At 63.5% G+C, this 18,251-nt stretch carries 21 protein-coding genes; 10 read left to right on the top strand and 11 right to left on the bottom strand.

Annotated elements, in window-relative coordinates; all coding sequences use genetic code 11:
• Positions 1–100: 100 nt before the first annotated feature.
• The 5 genes from A3A5_RS0101165 to A3A5_RS0101185 form a co-directional block, all read right to left on the bottom strand.
• Positions 101–1,273: an ABC transporter substrate-binding protein gene (locus A3A5_RS0101165; RefSeq protein ID WP_018308835.1), complete on the bottom strand. Its 1,173-nt coding sequence runs from the start codon at positions 1,271–1,273 to the stop codon at positions 101–103.
• A gap of 134 nt (positions 1,274–1,407) precedes the next feature.
• Positions 1,408–2,115, bottom strand: coding sequence for an ABC transporter ATP-binding protein (locus A3A5_RS0101170; protein WP_018308836.1), 708 nt, complete (start codon positions 2,113–2,115; stop codon positions 1,408–1,410).
• A complete protein-coding gene (locus tag A3A5_RS0101175) occupies positions 2,102–2,866 on the bottom strand; it encodes an ABC transporter ATP-binding protein (RefSeq protein ID WP_018308837.1) in 765 nt (254 codons plus the stop codon). The genes A3A5_RS0101170 and A3A5_RS0101175 overlap by 14 nt, the downstream gene beginning before the upstream one ends.
• Positions 2,859–3,890: a branched-chain amino acid ABC transporter permease gene (locus A3A5_RS0101180; RefSeq protein WP_018308838.1), complete on the bottom strand. Its 1,032-nt coding sequence runs from the start codon at positions 3,888–3,890 to the stop codon at positions 2,859–2,861. The genes A3A5_RS0101175 and A3A5_RS0101180 overlap by 8 nt, the downstream gene beginning before the upstream one ends.
• A 13-nt stretch (positions 3,891–3,903) precedes the next feature.
• A complete protein-coding gene (locus tag A3A5_RS0101185; protein WP_018308839.1) occupies positions 3,904–4,767 on the bottom strand; it encodes a branched-chain amino acid ABC transporter permease in 864 nt (287 codons plus the stop codon).
• A gap of 972 nt (positions 4,768–5,739) precedes the next feature.
• Here A3A5_RS0101185 and A3A5_RS0101195 point away from each other — a divergent pair.
• Positions 5,740–7,029 (top strand): M20/M25/M40 family metallo-hydrolase, encoded by a 1,290-nt coding sequence (locus tag A3A5_RS0101195; protein ID WP_018308841.1) that lies wholly within the window; start codon positions 5,740–5,742, stop codon positions 7,027–7,029.
• Positions 7,030–7,625: 596 nt separating this feature from the next.
• Here A3A5_RS0101195 and A3A5_RS0101200 read toward each other — a convergent pair.
• Entirely contained in the window at positions 7,626–8,393 is a 768-nt protein-coding gene (locus A3A5_RS0101200; RefSeq protein ID WP_013953615.1) for a ParA family protein, read from the bottom strand.
• Between the two features lie 259 nt (positions 8,394–8,652).
• Between A3A5_RS0101200 and A3A5_RS0101205 the strand changes: the two genes are divergently transcribed.
• Together A3A5_RS0101205 and A3A5_RS0101210 are read left to right on the top strand one after the other, a co-directional pair.
• Positions 8,653–9,600: a pseudouridine-5'-phosphate glycosidase gene (locus A3A5_RS0101205; protein WP_018308842.1), complete on the top strand. Its 948-nt coding sequence runs from the start codon at positions 8,653–8,655 to the stop codon at positions 9,598–9,600.
• A 196-nt stretch (positions 9,601–9,796) separates the two neighbouring features.
• Entirely contained in the window at positions 9,797–10,135 is a 339-nt protein-coding gene (locus A3A5_RS0101210; protein WP_026200338.1) for a hypothetical protein, read from the top strand.
• 108 nt (positions 10,136–10,243) lie between these two features.
• Here A3A5_RS0101210 and A3A5_RS0101215 read toward each other — a convergent pair whose 3' ends face one another.
• From A3A5_RS0101215 to A3A5_RS0101230, 3 genes are all read right to left on the bottom strand, one after another.
• On the bottom strand, positions 10,244–10,723 hold the full coding sequence (locus A3A5_RS0101215; RefSeq protein ID WP_018308844.1) for a hypothetical protein: 480 nt from the start codon (positions 10,721–10,723) through the stop codon (positions 10,244–10,246).
• Between the two features lie 277 nt (positions 10,724–11,000).
• Complete coding sequence (locus A3A5_RS0101225; RefSeq protein WP_013953610.1) at positions 11,001–11,204, bottom strand: cold-shock protein; 204 nt, start codon at positions 11,202–11,204, stop codon at positions 11,001–11,003.
• A gap of 249 nt (positions 11,205–11,453) precedes the next feature.
• Positions 11,454–11,828 (bottom strand): hypothetical protein, encoded by a 375-nt coding sequence (locus tag A3A5_RS0101230; RefSeq protein ID WP_010812735.1) that lies wholly within the window; start codon positions 11,826–11,828, stop codon positions 11,454–11,456.
• A 964-nt stretch (positions 11,829–12,792) separates the two neighbouring features.
• Here A3A5_RS0101230 and A3A5_RS0101235 point away from each other — a divergent pair.
• The 6 genes from A3A5_RS0101235 to A3A5_RS42965 all read left to right on the top strand — a co-directional run bounded on the left by A3A5_RS0101235 (position 12,793) and on the right by A3A5_RS42965 (position 15,767).
• Entirely contained in the window at positions 12,793–13,362 is a 570-nt protein-coding gene (locus A3A5_RS0101235; RefSeq protein WP_018308846.1) for a phasin family protein, read from the top strand.
• A 367-nt stretch (positions 13,363–13,729) separates the two neighbouring features.
• Complete coding sequence (locus tag A3A5_RS0101240; protein WP_018308847.1) at positions 13,730–13,933, top strand: hypothetical protein; 204 nt, start codon at positions 13,730–13,732, stop codon at positions 13,931–13,933.
• A 119-nt stretch (positions 13,934–14,052) separates the two neighbouring features.
• Complete coding sequence (locus tag A3A5_RS0101245) at positions 14,053–14,292, top strand: hypothetical protein (RefSeq protein ID WP_018308848.1); 240 nt, start codon at positions 14,053–14,055, stop codon at positions 14,290–14,292.
• A 209-nt stretch (positions 14,293–14,501) separates the two neighbouring features.
• Positions 14,502–14,963, top strand: coding sequence for a hypothetical protein (locus tag A3A5_RS0101250; RefSeq protein WP_157637113.1), 462 nt, complete (start codon positions 14,502–14,504; stop codon positions 14,961–14,963).
• Positions 14,964–15,244: 281 nt separating this feature from the next.
• Complete coding sequence (locus tag A3A5_RS40680; RefSeq protein WP_081623790.1) at positions 15,245–15,556, top strand: hypothetical protein; 312 nt, start codon at positions 15,245–15,247, stop codon at positions 15,554–15,556.
• A 67-nt stretch (positions 15,557–15,623) separates the two neighbouring features.
• Positions 15,624–15,767, top strand: coding sequence for a hypothetical protein (locus tag A3A5_RS42965; RefSeq protein ID WP_018308850.1), 144 nt, complete (start codon positions 15,624–15,626; stop codon positions 15,765–15,767).
• 54 nt (positions 15,768–15,821) lie between these two features.
• Here the strand turns inward: A3A5_RS42965 and A3A5_RS0101265 are convergent, their stop codons facing one another.
• Positions 15,822–16,796: a tripartite tricarboxylate transporter substrate binding protein gene (locus A3A5_RS0101265; protein ID WP_026200339.1), complete on the bottom strand. Its 975-nt coding sequence runs from the start codon at positions 16,794–16,796 to the stop codon at positions 15,822–15,824.
• Positions 16,797–17,092: 296 nt separating this feature from the next.
• On the opposite strand from A3A5_RS0101265, the gene A3A5_RS0101270 reads away from it, so the two are divergent.
• Entirely contained in the window at positions 17,093–17,395 is a 303-nt protein-coding gene (locus A3A5_RS0101270; RefSeq protein ID WP_018308852.1) for a DUF1330 domain-containing protein, read from the top strand.
• A gap of 123 nt (positions 17,396–17,518) precedes the next feature.
• Here A3A5_RS0101270 and A3A5_RS0101275 read toward each other — a convergent pair whose 3' ends face one another.
• The gene (locus A3A5_RS0101275; protein WP_232431240.1) at positions 17,519–18,010 is read right to left on the bottom strand and encodes a polyhydroxyalkanoate granule-associated phasin; all 492 of its coding nucleotides are present in this window, start codon (positions 18,008–18,010) and stop codon (positions 17,519–17,521) included.
• Between the last annotated feature and the right edge of the window lie 241 nt (positions 18,011–18,251).

The raw sequence follows: 18,251 nt of genomic DNA on the forward strand, positions 1-18,251 counted from the left end.
CCGCTTGACGGAGCCCGGAAGGCAGAAACCCCCGGCAGGCCTCGCGGCCTGCCGGGGTTTGTTCTTGCGTGGCGCCGCGCGGGCGCCGCCGCGGCCTGGCTTACTTCGCCAGCTCCGACAACCGGACCTGCGAAATCTTGCCGTTCTGCACCCAGCCGACAATGGTGTCGGCCATCGACCCGCCCTTGGCGTCGATGCCGTCGACTTCGTTGGGGTTGACCTCCTTGGCCAGGCCCTTGACCGCGTCGGGCATCTTCGCCCGGATCGCGGCCGCGTCGCTGGTGGTGCCGGCCAGCTTCATCGCACCCGCCAGCGCGTACACCATGGTGTAGTTCAGCGACATCTCGGTGGTGGCATCGCGCCCGTCATGCAGCTTCTTGTATTTGGCGTTGAAGTTCTGCGCGGCGGGGCGGCCGTCGTTGACCAGGGGCAGCACGCCGATGGCACCCTCCAGCATGCCCAGGCCGTTGGTGACCTTGGCCATTTCGTCCATCTTGGCCTGGTCCATCACGATAAAGCCGCCCTTGAAGCCCAGTTCGCGCGCCTGCTTGACCACCAGTGCGGTCGGCTCCGACGGGCCGCCGACGAACATCACGTCCGGCTTCTCGCTCATCGCGCGCGACACGCCGCTGTAGAAATCCGTGGCCTTGGTGTACGACATCGGGTTGTTGGCCACCACCTTGCCGCCGGCCGATTCCCACGCCGGAACGAAGGCCTGCACCCAGGCCTTGGCGTAATCGTGGTCGGCCGGGGCCAGCGCCACGTTCTTGCCGTAGCGCTTCATCTGCGCCTTGATGAAGGGCTCGATATAGCCGGTGTACGCGGGCGGGATGCGGATGGTCAGCTTGTTGCCGGCGTCGGTGATGCGCGGCACGCTGGAGTAGGCCATCACCAGGAACTTCTCCTGCTCATTGAAGGCCTGCAGCGCGAAGATGCCGCCCGAATGGGGCACGAACACCGCCGGGGTCTTGTGCTGCTGCACCAGGCGGCGCCCGTTGATGGCGGCCTCGGCCGGCGAGTACTTGTCATCCAGCGCCACCACCTCCAGCTTGACCTTCTTGCCCTTCACTTCCAGGCCGGATGCATTGATCTCGTCCACCGCCATCTGCACGCCCGACAGCACGTTCTTGCCATACAGCGCGGCGCCGCCGGACAGCGGGCCGGTATAGCCGATCTTGACCACTTCCTGCGCCAGCGCGGTGCCAGAGGCCAGCATGGCGGCCACGGCGGTGGCGGCCAGCGGGAAGATACGGCGCATGATCTTGCTTTGCATTGCTATGTCTCCTGAATGTACTGCGCTTGTTATGCCTGATATCCGTTGACGACCGCTTGGTTTGCCCCCTCTCCCGCTTGCGGGAGAGGGGGCATGCTTGCGGTACAGCGAGCCCATCGTGTCGAGCCTGTCCGCTACCCCCCGATATACGCCTTCCGAATCCCCTCATCCTTCAGCAACGTATCCCGATCCCCCTCCATCACGATGCGCCCGCTCTCGATCACGTAGGCGCGATGCGCGATCCCCAGCGCCGCATACGCGTTCTGCTCGGCCAGCAGCACGGTGGTGCCGGCGCGGTTGATGCGCTGGATGATCTCGAACATCTGCCTGACCACCAGCGGCGCCAGCCCCAGCGACGGCTCGTCCAGCAACAGCGCGCGCGGGCGGCTCATCAGCGCGCGGCCCAGTGCCACCATCTGCTGCTGCCCGCCGGACAGCGAGCCGGCCGGATCGTCCTTCTTCTGCCGCAGGATCGGGAACAGCTCATAGACCTCTTCCAGCGTCTTACGGATGCCCGCGCCATCGCGCCGGTGCACGTAGGCGCCAAGCACCAGGTTCTTCTCCACGCTCATCGCCGGGAACAGCTTGCGGCCCTCCGGGCAGTGCACCAGCCCGGCCTGCACGATCTGCGACGGCTTCATGCCGGACAGTTCGCGCCCGTCAAAGCGCATGCTGCCGCCGCTGACGCGGTGGATCGCGCTCATCGCCAGGAAGATCGAGCTCTTGCCGGCACCGTTTGCGCCCAGCAGCACCACCAGCTCGCCGGCGCCGGCGTGCAGGGTGATGTTGTCGAGGGCGCGGAAGCTGCCGTACGACAGCGAGACGCGTTCAAGCTGCAACATGGTCGGCTCCCAGGTAGGCCTCGATGACATGCGGATCCTGCTGGATCTGCGCGGGCGTGCCTTCGGCAATCTTCTCGCCGTAGTTCAGCACCATGATCTTGTCTGCGAGGCGCATGATCATGTCCATCTTGTGTTCGATCAGGCAGACGGTCTTGCCATGGCGCACCATCTTGCGGATCAGCTCGGCCAGGCCCACGGTCTCTTCCGGATTCACGCCGCCGGCGGGTTCGTCGAGCAGCAGCAGTTCCGGATCGGTCGCCAGTGCCAGCGCAAAGGCCACGCGCTTGCGCGCCTCTTGCGTGATGTCGGCGGCGACCTCATGCGCCAGGTGCGACAGGCCGACGAAGTCCAGCGCGGCTTCGGCCTTGTCGCGGCACAAGCGCTCTTCTTCACGCAGGCGGCGCGTGTTGAACAGCACGTCGCGCAGGCCCGAGCGGGTGCGCAGGCGGTGGCCGACGATCAGGTTGTCGAGCACCGTGGCGCGGTCGAACAGCGCCGTGGCCTGGAAGGTGCGGGCCACGCCCAGGCGCGCGATCTGGTCGGCGCGCAGGCCGGCCACGTCCTGGCCCTTGAACAGGATCTGGCCGGAGCTGGGCGCATGCGTGCCTGCCACCAGGTTGAAGAAGGTGGTCTTGCCAGCGCCGTTGGGGCCGATGATGGCGTTGATATGGCCTTGCTCGAAGGTCACCGAGACATCGTGCACCGCGGTCAGGCCGCCGAATTTCTTGGTCAGGTTGCGGATCTCAAGCATGGTCGGCTCCGGCGCGGGTGGTCGGGACAGCGGTGGCGGGTTGTGCGGGGGACTGCGCCGCCAGCTTGCCGCGCCGTTCGGCCGCGGCCTTGCGTGCCTGCTTCTTCAGCCAGGAACCCACGATGCCGTCCGGCACGAAGATGATCAGCAGGATCAGCACCGGGCCGAACACCAGCATGCGGTAGTCCTGCATGAACTGCAGCGACTGCGTGATCCACGGCACCAGCACCGCGCCCAGCAGCGGCCCGAAGATGGTGCCGATACCGCCCACCAGCATCGACATCACCATGTCGAAGGTCAGGTCGGTGCGCGCGATGTCCGGCCCCAGGAAGCGCACCTGTCCGGCATACAGGGCACCGGCAAAGCCGGCGTAGCCCACCGACAGCACGAACGACAGCACCTTGGTGCGCATCAGGTTGATGCCCAGCGCCTCGGCCAGCGCGTCGCTGTTGCGCACCGCCATGAAACTGCGGCCCAGCAGCGAGGTGACGATGCGGTGCATCAGGAAGGTGCCGACCGCCAGGAAGAACAGCACCAGGTAATACTGCGCCTGCACGCTGTCAAAGCTGAGCGGCCCGATCGCGGCCGGCACCGGGATGCCGATCAGGCCCACCGTGCCATGCGTCAGGCTTTCCCACTTCTCGATCAGCAGGTAGATGATGTAGCCCACGCACATGGTGAAGATCGAGAAGTAATGGCCCTTCAGGCGCAGCGACACCACGCCGACCACATAGCCGAGCACCATGCAGATCACCCCCGCCAGCACGAAGGCCAGCCAGAACGGCACCTGGTGGTCCACCGTCAGGATGCCCAGCGTATAGGCGCCGATGGCCATGAAGCCGCCATGGGCCAGGTTCAGCTGGCCGGTGTAGCCGGTGATCAGGTTCAGCCCGAGCGTGGCGATGGCGTAGATGAAGGCCAGCGTCATCACGGTCAGGTAGTAGCTGTTGGGCGTGATCAGCGGGAAGGCGATGGCCAGTGCCAGCAGCAACGTCCAGCCGGTTTTTCCTTGCAGTGCTTTCATGTCTGGTGACTCCTCAGGCTGCCTTGCCGGCAAACAGGCCCTGCGGCCGGATCGACAGGATCACCACCAGCAGCACGAAGGCGATGATGTCCTTGTAGTCGGTGGAAACGTAGAAACCGCCGAAGCTTTCGGCCATGCCGATGATCAGCCCGCCGACGATGGCGCCGGGGATGCTGCCCATGCCGCCCAGGATGATGATGACGAAGGCCTTGGTGATCACCAGGTTGCCCATGCTGGGGTAGACCAGGTTGATCGGGGCGTAGAGCGTGGCGGCGATCGCGGCCAGCGCGCCGGAGATGGCAAACACCAGCAGCGTCACGCGGGTGGCGTCGATGCCGACCAGCGCGGCGCCTTCGCGGTTCTGCGCCATGGCCATGATGGTGGCGCCGGTCATGGTGCGCGTCAGGAACAGGTGCAGCAGCACCATCAGGGCAAAGGCGGCGCCGATGATGAGCAGGCGCTGCAGCGGCGCGGTCAGCCCGAACACCTCGACGATCTGGCCATAGGGCGTGGGCATGCGGTGGAAGTCCGCGCCCCACAGCGCCTGCGCGCCGGCTTCCAGGAACAGCAGGATGCCGATCGCGGCGATCATGTCGTGCAGCTCGGGCGCGTTGCGCAGCGGGTGGAACACCAGCCGGTCGGCAGCCATCGACAATACGGCCACCACCAGCGCCGCGCCCAGCATCGCCAGCCAGTAGTTCACACCCAGCGATGTCATCAGGAAGTACGACACATAGGCGCCGGCCATGTAGAAGGCGCCGTGGGCGAAGTTGGGCACGTGCAGGATGCCGTAGACCAGCGTCAGGCCAAGCGCCACCAGGCTATATACGCCGCCCAGCGTCAGGCCGTTCAGGAACTGTTGAAGGAACAATGCCACAGGGGTACCTCGTGCGGTTCGGGAAACCAGGCACGCAGCGGCAAAGGCCGTGCGTGTTCCGTCGCGGCGGCGCCAGGCGCGGCCACGGTCAGGAAGTCGGGGGCGGAACTCAGGCGGGCGGCAGCGCCGGCTCGCGCGCGGCGATGCGCGGGCGGAATGGCCTGGCCCAGGGCGCGCCGTGGCGGTCACGGCGCGGGTGCGCAGATGCGTGTTGCAGGTACTGCATGCTTGTCTCCTGTGCGATGCGGCGCGCTGGCCGCCCGGCAAGCCGGGGCACTGGCCGCGTCGGCGCGAACGGCGGCGTTGCGACCCGGTGACGAGGTGTCGGGAGTGTTCCCGCACGATCGTTCGTTTTCACCGACTGTTGCATAGGCGTCGAGGCATCGTCAAGGAAAGCGGCGGAGTATTCCGCACGGCGAAATAGCAAGACGCTGGCCTCCGGGTATGTCCGGAGAGGGTCTGCCCGCCGCCATCGACGGGGCATATGACCCCTATGTTTTCCCTGCATGAACTGCTGTACATGGATGACACCGGTGCGGCCGCTGCTTGATTGCCGAGGCACTGACCACTGGCGGCTTCAGCGGCATCGGCGTGCGACTCGCCGAGCCGACGGCCGGCTCCCTGTACATTGATACGCCAGCTGGTCCAGCTGGAGGTGCCTGTCTCGGAAATCGGGCTTGCCCCGATCGTGCGCAAGAGCGGGGGGGCATCCGGCGTCGGCTGCATGTGTGGCCTGCGCCCAAGTAGAGAGCCGCCATGCTATCGAACTGGCCTGCTGATTGTGCTACGCCGCTTTCGGCGCGCTACCTGGCGCTGTGCGAGGCCTGCGCGGATCCTTCCATGGCTGCGTACCCGCCGTTGTGCGCCATACGGCGACGCGCTATGCTCGTGCGCGCTGTATCCCGGCCGTTGGGACATTGCCTGCTTTCCCGCCTTTTCGCACCGTAACCTGCAACCCAGGAGACCCTACCCATGCCTTGCCGCATTTTTTCTCTGCGCGCTGCCGTCCTGTTCATCGCCGGTGCCACGCTTGCCGGCACCGCCGCAGCCACCGCGGTCGAGCCGGTTCATCAGCTCGCACAACAGGAGAAGCCCGCACTCATTGCGACCTTGAAAGACCTTGTGTCGATCGAGTCCGGCAGCAAGGACATCGAAGGGCTGGACCGCATCGGCACGCTGATCCGGGACCGGCTGGCGGCGCTGGGAGCCACCGAAGCCAAGCTGGTCGAGCCAGCCGAAATCTACCGGATGGAAGACACGCCCAAGCAAGTGGGCAAGATGGTGATGGCGCAGTTCAAGGGCAGCGGCAAGCGGAACATCATGCTGATTGCCCATATGGACACCGTGTACCTGCGCGGCATGCTGGCCCAGCAGCCCTTCCGCATCGAGGGTGACCGCGCCTACGGGCTGGGCATCGCCGACGACAAGAACGGCGTGGCCGTGATCCTCCACACCATCGCGCTCCTGCAGAAGATGAAGTTCAAGGACTACGGCACGCTGACGGTGCTGATCAACGGCGACGAGGAAATCAGCTCGCCCGGTGCGCGGGCCGTGCTGGCCCGGCTGGGCGCGCAGCAGGATGCTGTGTTCTCATGCGAGGCCAGCCGCGTCACCGGCGACCGCCTGTCGCTGGCGACTAGTGGCATCGGTTCGATCTATCTCACGGTGCAGGGCAAGGCGTCGCACGCGGGCAGTGCGCCCGAGCAGGGCCGCAATGCGCTCTATGAACTGTCGCACCAGGTCCTGCAGATGCGCGACCTGTCCAATCCGGCCACCGGCCTCAAGGTCAACTGGACAGTCTCCTCGTCCGGCACCAATCGCAACGTGATCCCGGCCACCGCTACCGCGCAGGCAGACGTACGCGTGCTGCGCACCGCTGACTACGATAGCCTCGAGAAAACGCTGCAGGAACGCATCCGCAAGCAGCTCATTCCCGACACCAAGGTTGACGTGAAATTCGAGCGCCGCCGTCCACCGCTGGAGGTAAGCGACGCAGCACGCAAGCTCGCCGCGCATGCGCAAGGCATCTATGCGGAGATCGGTGAAACGCTCCAGGTCCACGACACCGCGGAAGGCGGAGGCACCGATGCCGCCTTCGCGGCTGCGGACACCAAGGCGCCGGTGATCGAGCGCTTCGGGCTGCGAGGCTTCGGTGCTCACTCCAATGATGCCGAGTATGTCGATCTGAACTCGGTCACGCCGCGGTTGTACCTGCTGACGCGGATGATCATGGACGTCTCGCAGGACAAGGCTGGGCGTTAAGGGAGCGATAGCCCTCAAGGTCATTGAGGGCGATTCGCCGCAGGCATGATCACCGAGTCGGGCGGGCTGTGATGCACGCCAGTGCACCGGCGTGCAGCTTCCGCGCATGCGAGGGATTTTTCGGTCATTTCATTCAGGCAATGCATCGCACAGAAAACCACCGGCGTTGAGGCTTTTCAGCAGTTTGAAGCGCCCTTTTCCGGGGCGCTTGTCTCATATTGAGACACCCTCTGCATCGATCTGAGACAACATCGGCGGCCTGGTGGCTTATCACGCCGGCACCGGAGACAAGCTGTGGCAGGTGCCGACCGGCTCCGGCGTGGTGGCCGCGCCGGTGACCTACGTGCTCGACGGCACAAGCAGTACGTTTCGATTGCAGTGGGCTGGGGCGGCGTGTATGGCTTGAGCCAGTATCCAGGGCACCGCTGACGCCGTCCGGCCACAGAAGCCCTGACAGCCTTTGCCGTGCAATGGCGGCGCCGGCGTGGCCGGCGCCACCTGGCCACGCGTCGGCCAGGCGGGGCCAATTGGCATCCGGCTCACGCCGGCAGTGTCCTTGCGTGGGGAAATCTATCTCAGCGCGCCTTGGCGATTCTTCAACCAGCCAGCTCGCGGTGCAACGCCACGTATTCCTGCGCAAGCTTGTGGCGTGGATCCAGATGGATCATGGGGGTGGCATGCTGATGCGATTCGCGGATCTTCACCGATGCAGATAGCCGCGATTCAAGGACTGGCAGGCCCTCGCTTACCAGTTCATCGACCAGTTTCTGCGGCAAGCTGGCTCGCGGCTGGAACTGGTTGATCACGATCCCCTCGACCTGCAGCCCGTCGTTGTGGTCCTGCTGGATTTCCTTCACGTTATCGAGCAGCGTGTAGAGGGCACGGCGCGAGAAGTCATCGCAATCGAATGGGATCAGGCAGCGCTCCACGGCGATCAGTGCGGAGCGGGTATAGAAATTCAGGGCCGGTGGCGTGTCGATGTAAATGGCGTCATAGACTGCCTCCAGCTCGAGCAAGGCGTCGCGCAGCTTGTAGATCTTGTAGCGGGATTCGAGCTTGCCGTGGAGGGAATCCAGGTCAGGATGCGCCGGCATCACATCGAGGTTCTCGAACGGCGTCGGGTGGACAAAGGACGTAAATTCCACCGGCCTGAAGTTGTAGGTCAGCGAGGTCTCGAAAAAGTTCGCCGCGGTCGGACTTGCCTCAGCGGCCTGCGCGCCAAGCAGGTACTGGGTGGAGTTACCTTGTGCATCCAGGTCGATGACCAGGGTGCGCAAGCCCTCGCTGGCGCTGATCGCCGCGAGATTGCATACAATGGTCGATTTTCCGACCCCACCCTTCTGATTGAACACGACGCGCCGCATTTGCCCCTCTGGAGAGAATCGATCCGAAAGCGGCAGCATACCTTAGCGTGAGGCTCCCGGCAGCACCCCCGCCCGGCTATGACAACGATATTCCAGGCCGCGATGAGGTGGCACCTGCGGGCAGGCGATTCAGGGTGCCAGAGTCAGCCGTCCCAGTCCTGCCCGCTGTACCATTGACGTCTTGAGGTGGCCCCAAGCTTGCGCCTCATGGACCAGCCTCTTGCTGCACACGATGTGACTCGCCACCGAAAGCATCGACATGGTTGCCGACCTTGCCCGCTCCTGGTTGACCTTCAGCGCGCCTGTGGCCGCTGCACAGGCTGCCGGCCGCCCGCTCGTTGCGCTGGAATCGACCATCATCGCCCACGGCATGCCCTACCCGGAGAACGTTCGCACGGCGTGCGAAGTGGAGGCCTTGATCCGCGACCTGGGAGCCGAGCCTGCGACGATCGCGCTGATTGGTGGGCGAATCCGCATCGGGCTTTCGAACGACGAACTGGAACTGCTCGGGCGCTCGGACCGCGTACACAAGGTGAGCCGCCGCGACCTGCCAGCCGTGCTGGCCAGCGGCGGGCTCGGCGCCACGACGGTGGCTGGCACGATGATATGTGCCGCGCTGGCGGGCATTGAGGTCTTCGTCACCGGCGGGATTGGCGGCGTGCACCGCGGTGCGCAGGAGACCTTTGACATCTCGGCCGACCTGCAGGAACTCGCCAGGACCTCGGTGGTGGTGGTCTGTGCCGGGGCGAAGTCCATCCTGGACATCGGCCTCACGCTGGAATACCTGGAAACACACGGCGTGCCGGTGCTCAGTTGCGAGCAAGACAATGTTGCAGCGTTCTACACGCGCGACAGTGGCTTTCGTGCTGACTTCAGGCTGGACCATGCGGCGGAGCAGGCACGCTTCATCCGCACCAAGTGGGACCTGGGCCTGGCGGGCGGCGTGGTGTTGAGCACCCCGGTGCCGCAAGCGGCAGCGATGACGTCCGGGGAGATCGACGCGCTGACTCAGCAGGCGCTCGCCGAGGCCACGGCGCAGGGAATCACCGGCAAGGCCGTGACGCCTTTCCTGCTGGCTCGCATCAAGGCGCTGACGAGCGGACGCAGCCTGGCGACAAACATCGCGCTCGTGAAACACAACGCCGAGGTGGGCGCAAGGCTGGCGCTGGCATTGGCATGCGCGGGGCGCGGGGCGGGCGCAGCCTAGTTGCCGCTGCGTCGGCTCTGCGGCGCACTTCGCATTAGCTTGCAACGACGGCCAGGGTGCGGGCGCGCACCTGGCAGGCTGTGTCTATGCGCCAGCGTCGCCTAATCTTGTGTCTTAGCGATCAGCGAGTGGAAAACTCGCCTGAAGTCGCAACGCGTACATTTTCGATCCGGGGCTGACGGAAGGAGTCATCATCATGCGACTCTCACTGATAGTCAGCGGCGCCATGCTGGCGCTTTCGGCATGTACTTTGGATCCGGCCGGAACAGGCGCCTTTACGGTCATGGGCCCGGCCAGCTTCGATCGCACCTTCACCGCAGCAGCTGGGGCCATGCGCGACCAGGGCCTGGCGATCAGCGTCGAGGACCCGGTCAATGGCGTGGTCGTCGGCAGTCTGGATACCAGGACGGTGATGGCCGGTGTTCATCAGCAGGCAGACGGCTACGTGCGGGTGGAATTCGACAGCATGGCTGCACAAGATCCAGCGTTGATGGCGCGCATTTCGCGCAGCTACAACCGCCGCATGGGCCGCTGAATCGCGTCTGCGGTCAAGCGATTGCTCCACTACCTCAGCCGCGCGACGCGGTTAAGAGCGCGATGGTATGGATGCCCAACTGACGGGCGCCATCGCGCGTCGCCTCGCTCAGTCGTCGTGACGATGCTTCTTTTGGCCCTTGTGCTTGCCGCGATTGCTGTTCTTGTCATCGCCATAGCTGTTGCGCGACACATTGCCGTTCCTGTGGTCATCGGCATAGTTGTTGCGCGACACATTGCCGCCCAGCGCCGAACCCGCTGCACCACCGGCCGCGGCACCGACGATGCCGCCGGTTCGGCCGCCCAGGGCATTGCCGGCCGCCGCGCCGGCGCCACCGCCCAGCGCGCCACCCACGACGGCGCCAGTTCGTTCCTTCTTGTTGGCAGTCACCGCGCCGCCCGCACCGCCGCCCACCGCGCCGCCGATCACGGCACCCGTGCTGCCGCCCAGTGCGCCGCCAACGGCCGCGCCCGCGGCACCGCCCAGGCCGCCTCCCGCGGCGTTCTTCAGGTCATCGGCAAATGCCGGTGCGGTGGCAGCGGCTAGCAGCAGGGTCAGGCACAGCGTACGAAGTGATTGTCGAGTCATGTTCTTCCTCAATAGGGGGATGGTTGGCGATCCGCCGATGCAGGAGTTTACACGGGGCGGCAAGCGGCTCCGTTTGAAACTCGCAACGGTGGTCGACTACCTCCGTCGCCATGAGCCCGAGGTCTGTCGCACTTAGCCCGAAATGCTGTTGTCAGTCGATATTGGCGCAGGAAATAGCGACCCCCAGGATGGGGCCGCCACGAGCCGGAAAGCAGAAAAGCCCTTCGCAATTCGTGGAGGGCTTTGTCAATTCAGGCCGTCAGGCGGCCCAGGGCGACTATAGCGGGCGGATCTGTGACGCTTGTGGGCCTTTCTGGCCTTGCGTGACTTCAAATTCCACTCTCGCGCCTTCCTCCAGCGATTTGAACCCGGTGCCTTGGATTTCGCTGTGATGCGCAAACAAGTCCTTGCCGCCATCATCCGGCGTGATGAACCCATAGCCCTTTTCACTGTTAAACCACTTCACGATGCCAGTCGCCATTTCGTCCTCGACATTTGGTGCCTACAGGTTGCGTGCTGAGAAGCCCCGCCCCAGAATCGCCGCGTCGCCAAAATAGGGTTGAATGCGGTGCGGCGCGCCGAACCCCTAGCATACCGAAGAGGAGGGCGGGCAGCATCTGCGGGTTAACCTCTGGATCAGAGGGCTGAAGATGAGGCGGGCGAGTCGCGATACGGGCTGAGTGCGCAAATTTCCGACCGCCGGATCTGAGAAAGTCCCCTCGATCCAGGCTTACTCAGTCCAAACGGCATCGACGTCCCGCAGCAGGTGCCCGGCCAGAATGTAATCGCCAGCCTTCATGGCTTTTGTCTCCAGGGCAACTAACTCGTTGGCTGCCAGCTGGTCCAATGCAAACTGGCAGTAAAGGTTCCGTTGCCGGAAGGACACCTTTGGCCGGCTGAGGCCTGCAATGAGCGCCGCGAGGGACTTCACGGCAATGCTTTCGTGTCCGCGATACTCCACCCGTATCCCTACCTTATTACCAAGGCGCCCGAGCTCAATAGCATCTTGCCAGCCTGACTCATAGTCGAGCTCGACCAGCGCGACCCCCTCTGCCTCCAGGAGCCTGATAGCTTCCCCTTTGGTTCCAGCCCGAGCCGTTGTCATTTTCTGCCTCCACTCACACCTTCCCGCGCGCGGGACTCTTGGCTTCAGATTTGGAGTCAAGATCCTGCTTAATTCTGACGTAAGAAAAATCTAAGTCAATATAGAATCGCCCTGAAGTCCTGCTACTACCCCCCGCGTCACCGCTCCGGCGACGCGGGTTTTTTTTGACACAGCGCGGTCCTCATATGGCCTGCAGCTCCATGCCTTTCCCCAGCAGCCACATATCGGTAGCGGACCTTGGCGAGTGGCGCTAATGCAAGCCGTCCGGCCGGTCGGCGAATGGATGCTCCCGAACCTGGATGCATATCATGTTGCGATATTCGCTGAGCTGCCCTGCGCGCGTTTTTGGGCGACGGAGAAAATACCGGGATTAGGGCAGACATGCTTCCAATCACATTGAACACAAGGTGGCCAGCAACTAAGATGAACGTTCCGGGTGCGAGAACAAGCATCCGCCAGCCAGAACCTCGCGTCCGAGACGAAACAAGCGGTCTGTGCAAACCAGGCGGCTGTCACGGACGGTAGTGAAGTCCCGTAGCAAATGCAGACCTACAGCTTGGGAGACGACTGTGCTGAGTCATCATGAATTCGCCACGCTTGTGCTGGTAAATGGCAGCTCTGACCCAACGGAGCTGGATCGCGCGGATATGGACGCGCTGCTCGCATATCAACTGGTTACGCTTGAGCGCCTGGGGCCAAAACACAGCCGCCCTCAGGTGACAATCCAAGGCTACGCTTTTCTGAAAGCCTTCGGGCGAGTTCGCGCAAGGGAATGTCAGGCTGGCCAGGCCTCCTTATGAGCGTATTGCTTTAGCCGGTAGCGCCTGCCGGCGTTGGTGTGCTTTGGTCTGATCGGCGTGGCCTGCCAGGGGCACGATGCAGCAATCATTATCCACTCGATTCCCGTCCCGTCGGAGCTCTCATCGGAAGGCTCAGGTAGCGGGTCGCACTTAGGAGACGCAAGATGACTCAGTGGTCCCCCGAGCAATTCATTAAGGTCCAAATGGCAGGCATTGAAGCCTTGACCGGGCTGACCGGCAAGGCCTTTGAAGGCTTCGAAAAACTGCTGGAGTTGAATCTGCAAACCATGAAGACGGCCTTGGCTGAGACACAAGACGGCGCAAAGAAAGCGCTCTCAGTCAAGGACCCGCAAGCATTGCTCGAATTGCAAATCGAATTATTTCAACCCGCAGCCGCCAATGTATTGGCGTATCGCCGTCAACTGTACGACATCCTCGCCGCCACTCGGGCGGAGTTCGAGAAGGTCGCCGAAGTCCAATACACGGCAGGCAAGCAGGGTCTGCACGACTTCCTTGGCAGCGTGGTGAGCCAGACGCCAGCGGGTGCGGCGGCGGCGCCATTGGCTGCCTGGCAGGAGGCCGTCAACGCGACCACTACGCTCTATGAGTCGATGCAAACGACGGCAAAACAAGCCATGCAAGTGGCCGAGAGCAGCTTCAATACTGCTGCGGAGGTGCCCTCGAAAGGCATGCAACGTCGTGCGGCGCAGGCCTCAAAGGCAGCTGCAATGTAAGTCGGCTTTGGCTCCCCGGCATGCGGCTTCACGGTGCGCAGATGCTCGAATAAGGGCTGACGATGGAAGCGTTGGAGGCGGCCGGGTGCTTTGCGCCGCCGCCGATCCCTCGCCTGCCCTGTGCCGCAATGCCGAGGGGCCGTGAAGCGCCGGCCTAAACTTCCTTCGCTTGATGCATAGCGCGCCCTGCAGGCAGCGGGTGATCGTCAGTCTGATGAAGGCGAGGCTCGGGTTGCTTCAGACCCACTCGCGCCAGAGGCGGTAGCGGTATGGCTCGCCGGCGCAGAGATGCAACCGGTCTCGCCGTCGAGAGTCGGATTGACCCGTTTCTTCATGCTACGATCTTCTGTCTAAATCGGAGGTCGTCATGACAATCGAAAGCTACAAGGGCTACACCGTCCGCGGTTTTGCAAAGCAGCTTGGTGACGGGTCCTTCGAGGCATCCGGTGCAGTTGAGAAGGAGGGCCGCATCGAGGAAGGGTCGGATCCCTTGGGGTACTACCCCTCGTTCGAGCGGGCTGCGGCAGCCGGCATTGCCTGGGCGAAAGCGTGGGTAGATGATCACGGCTGAACCCCTCTGAAATCGACCGCCCAGACCCACGGATTGGCAGTCTACGCGCAGCCGCAGTAGATGCCGGCTGGGGCGTTCTTTCGTCATGCTAGGATTCCTCGAAACGATGGGAGGTCGCCATGTCGAGCCATGTCTGGGTCGAAGAAGGGGAGTACTACTGCCACTGCACGGTCTGGAAGTCTAAATCCGGGACCTGGGAGGCATCGGTATTGTTCGAGCGAAGAATCGATCACGCAAACGAGTTTGTCCCAGGCTTGCGACACAAGATCAAAGCCTCGTTCAGTAGCGAGGACGAGGCAATGACCGAAGCAATCGCTTACGCAAAGGCTTGCGTCGAGAACACCAAGACCGGCTTGTAGCCTCATGCGGCTACGCCGAAGCGTTTCGATTCCTTCACCGACTAGCTCGCCATCTCAGGCACGTTGACGACCGGTGCTGCCGTCATCGGCGCGGGTTGACGGCTACAGCTAGCTCCGCCCCCGCGCTGTGGGACACGATTTCTTACAACCGGGGGAGGTGCCCGTCGGTATCCTTGCGCCAAATTCGCCAATTGCAAGCGCAGGTCACCATGAAATCCCTATTTGTGCTCGCCGTAGCCACGGCAGCACTTCTCACCGGCTGCGCCATCGCTCCCTATGATGACGGCTACTACCACGGCGGTTACTCGCGTCCGATTTACGGCGGCGGTTACTCCGATTGGGACGGCGCGAGGTACTACGGCGGCAACCGAAGGTGGGGCGGTGATTGGGATCGAGGCTGGGACCGGGACGAGAAGCGAAACAGGGGCCGTGATTGGAGCGACCGTGATAACCGCGGCTGGAACCGTGGTGGAGATCAAGGCGAAAACCGCGGCGAGAAGCGTGGATGGAATCGCGGCGATGAGCGAGCGGAGAATCGCGGCCGGGACCGGCGAGGCGAGCGTGGCGAGGACCGGGGCAATGACCGTGGCGGTAACCGCGGTGATGACCGTGGGCGGAGTCGTGATGCCGACGGTGGCAACGGTCGCGGCAGAGACCGTAACAAGGATTGATGCGCCAGCCCCTGACTTCTGCCCGCATCGCAGGGCAGGCCTGCGAGCGCAGCTGCGACGCGCTGACCGATAGCACTACCCGTTGACGGAAGGATCTCCACCGCTTGACTGAAGCGTCAGCCTACGAAGGAGTGGATACAAAGCCTTACAAGACTCTCAAGCGCAGTGGTCAACTGTCGCAAGCTGTCGCCGTTACACGAGGTAACCAGCTTTAGGTTCTGCTCATACCAAACAGGGCGAGAACCCTTTAAGGTATTGGCAACAGTCGACGGAACAGCATCATGCAGAAGATCTTGGCAGTTTGTGCAATCGCAGCCGCATCCATGCTTGCGTCAGGCGCCGCCCAGGCAAGGGTAGACGTCGGAATTGGCATCGGTATTCCAGGTGTCGTAGTTGCAGCGCCTCCGCCCCCGGTGTACTACGAACCGGCCCCTGTCTACGTTGCTCCGCGCCCGGTGGTAGTGGCGCCAGGTTACTACGACGATTGGCAGGCACGCGAATGGCGTGAACAACAGTGGCGTGAGCGGCGGTGGAGGGAACGCGAGTGGAGAGAGCGCCATGGCGAGTGGCATCGTTGGCACGATGACGACTAGGACTAAAGCCATCGGGTTCTACGCTACGACGTGGCGCTGAAGATCACCTCCCAGCCGCCGGAAAGGCGTGGGCGACAGCGTCTACATGCTGACCGCACCAAACCGCTATCCGACGCTGGCAACGCGAACGCTGATGGACTTTATCCGCCTGCATCTGGAGCGGCAGGCAGAACTGGGGGCGCCGCAACCTGCCTGCGGCAGCGCTCAATGAAAGCAAGGCCGCCCCAACGCCTTGACGGATGGGGCGGCATGACGGAAGCCGCGATTACTTTTCCTGCATCTTGGCAGCCTTGACGATCTCGCCCAGCCGCTTGCGCTCAGCATCGACAAACTTCACAAAGTCGGCACGCGTGCCGCCGACCGGCTCGATGCCCACGGCCTTCAGCTTGGCGGCGGCGGCCGGGTCCTTCATGGCCTTGTCGACCGCGGCGGCCACCTTGTCCAGGATCGCGTCGGGCGTCCCCTTGGCTGCATGGACGCCGGCCCAATGCGCGATCTGCAGGTCCGGGAAACCTTGCTCCACGGCGGTGGAGAGTTGCGGGTAGGCCGAGATGCGTTGCGTCCAGGTGGTGGCGAGCGCCTTGAACTTGCCATCGTGCAGGATATGCGGAAGGGCGATGATGCTGGCCTCGGAGGTTCCTTCCACCTGGCCGCCCAGCACTGCCGTGGTGCTTTCCGACCCGCTCTTGTAGGGCACCGGCTGCAGCTTCGCACCGTACTTCACATTGAGGATCTCCGCCACGAAGTGCGGGGTGCTGCCGGTTCCCGCGGTAGCGAAGTTGAAACCGTTCCCCTTCTTTGAAGCCTCGACAAAGTCGCGCAGATCCTTGTAGGGCGCGTTCTTCGGCACCACGATGACCGAGGGCGCAAGGCCGATCATGGCGACGGGGACGAGCGCGTCATCCTTGAACGGCATGGACTTCTTGATCATGCTGTTGGAGATGACGCCGGCGGCGCTGATCAGGAAGGTGTAGCCATCCGGCGCGCTCTTGGCCACGATATCGGCGCCCACGGTGCCGCCCGCGCCGGGCCGGTTCTCGATCAGCACGGTCTGGCCCAGCGCCTTGGTTGCGCCCTCGGCCGCGGCGCGCGCCATCAGGTCATTGGCGCCGCCGGCGGCAAAGGGCACGACAAAGCGGATCGTCTTGCTCGGCCATTGCTCTTGTGCGCAAGCTGGTGTAGCCGCGATAACGCTTACCGTCGCCAACAGGCCCAGGATGAATCGGTTCTTTATGTTCAAGGCATGTCTCCGTCCGTGGATGTTGATATGGGCTGGTGAGTGCTACGAGAATCAGTCGATGCCGTGCTCGCGGATGAATGCTGTGGCGACCTGCATTCTACCGGCGCGGCGCCGAGCAGGCTTGACCGTTTACGGAGGCCGTGATTCCCGGACTTGTGGAGTTGCTGCCGTTCCTGGAGGCGGGGCGGGCAGGGCAGGCGCGTGGCGTTGATGGGGATCTCGCTCGCGTCCCGGCCTGTACTGGCGATTGTGGCAACTACAATCAACCGGGGAACTACCGCAGATAGGAGCGTGCCATGGCTGCATACCTGATTGCCGATGTTGACGTCACGGACCCCGCCGTTTTTGAAGAGTACAAACGAGACGTACCTGCTACCGAGGTGCGCTATGGTGGGAAATATCTGGGCCGTGGCGGTGCAACCAAAGTGCTCGAAGGAGACTGGCAGCCGCATCGTCTCGTCATCGTCGAGTTCCCGGACATGGATGCCTTGATGGCCTGGTATGACTCGCCAGAGTACGCCCGCCTCAAGGCGATTCGGGAAAGGTGTGCGACAACAAGGATTATCGCGCTGGAAGGCGTCGCGGCCGTCACCGTCTAGGAAATCGGCGCAAGCGTTGCCGGCGTCTGGCTCCGACCGGGTCCGCGGTTTCCTGTTCGCGCGCCCGCGTGCGGGTGCTGTCTGATTCGGTCCGTGGCGATGCAACCGCGGGCCTGGCGCCCTTCACGCTGCGCCCAGGCGCTTCGCATTTGCCATCGCACGGCCGTGGATCGGCGCGAGGATCTCCTGCATCAGGTTTGTCGCCAGGTCTGCCAGCTTCAGCGGGTTGCCGGGGAACCCGGCGGCCAATTGCAGAAGGTCGGCCTGGCGTTCGAACCATTGCGCAGCGGAACGACTGCACGCCAGCGTGGCCGCGGCCGCGGATGTCGCCCAGAGATGATCGCTGGTGTCCTTTGCGAGGCTCATGGTCAGGTTGATCCATCCCGAACCCATCGCAAGCAACGATTCCGATGCGGCCTCTCCCTTTTCAATGCTCATCAGGCTGAATTCGCGCTGGTCCTGCTCGTCAGGCGCCGGACCGGCGATCGCCATGCGCGTGGTGCGAATGCTGACGACATGTATTGCCGCCTGGAGCAGTTCGCACATTTCACTAAAGAGGCGAGAGGAGTTTGCAGAAGCGTCGAGGACAGGTTGCTGAAGAACGGAGGGGGGCACGGGGTTTTCCTTCGATATCCGATGAAAACGGACACCTGGCAAATTCTGGCAAATGGGAGGCGAGCGGCGTCTGGATCGCTTTTCGAAAGCGTGTCCGGCCGGCATTCCCCAAGCATAGGCGCATTTATGCTGCATTGCACCATTTCTTTCGGTTTTTTGCGCTGGGTTGGGCACGACACGACAGGATCCGGCGCCTCAGCTCCCGCAAGCGTGAATCAGGAATTCCCTCAGCGCATCCGCC

The sequence above is a fragment of the Cupriavidus sp. UYPR2.512 genome (assembly GCF_000379565.1).
Classification (GTDB): Bacteria; Pseudomonadota; Gammaproteobacteria; order Burkholderiales; family Burkholderiaceae; genus Cupriavidus.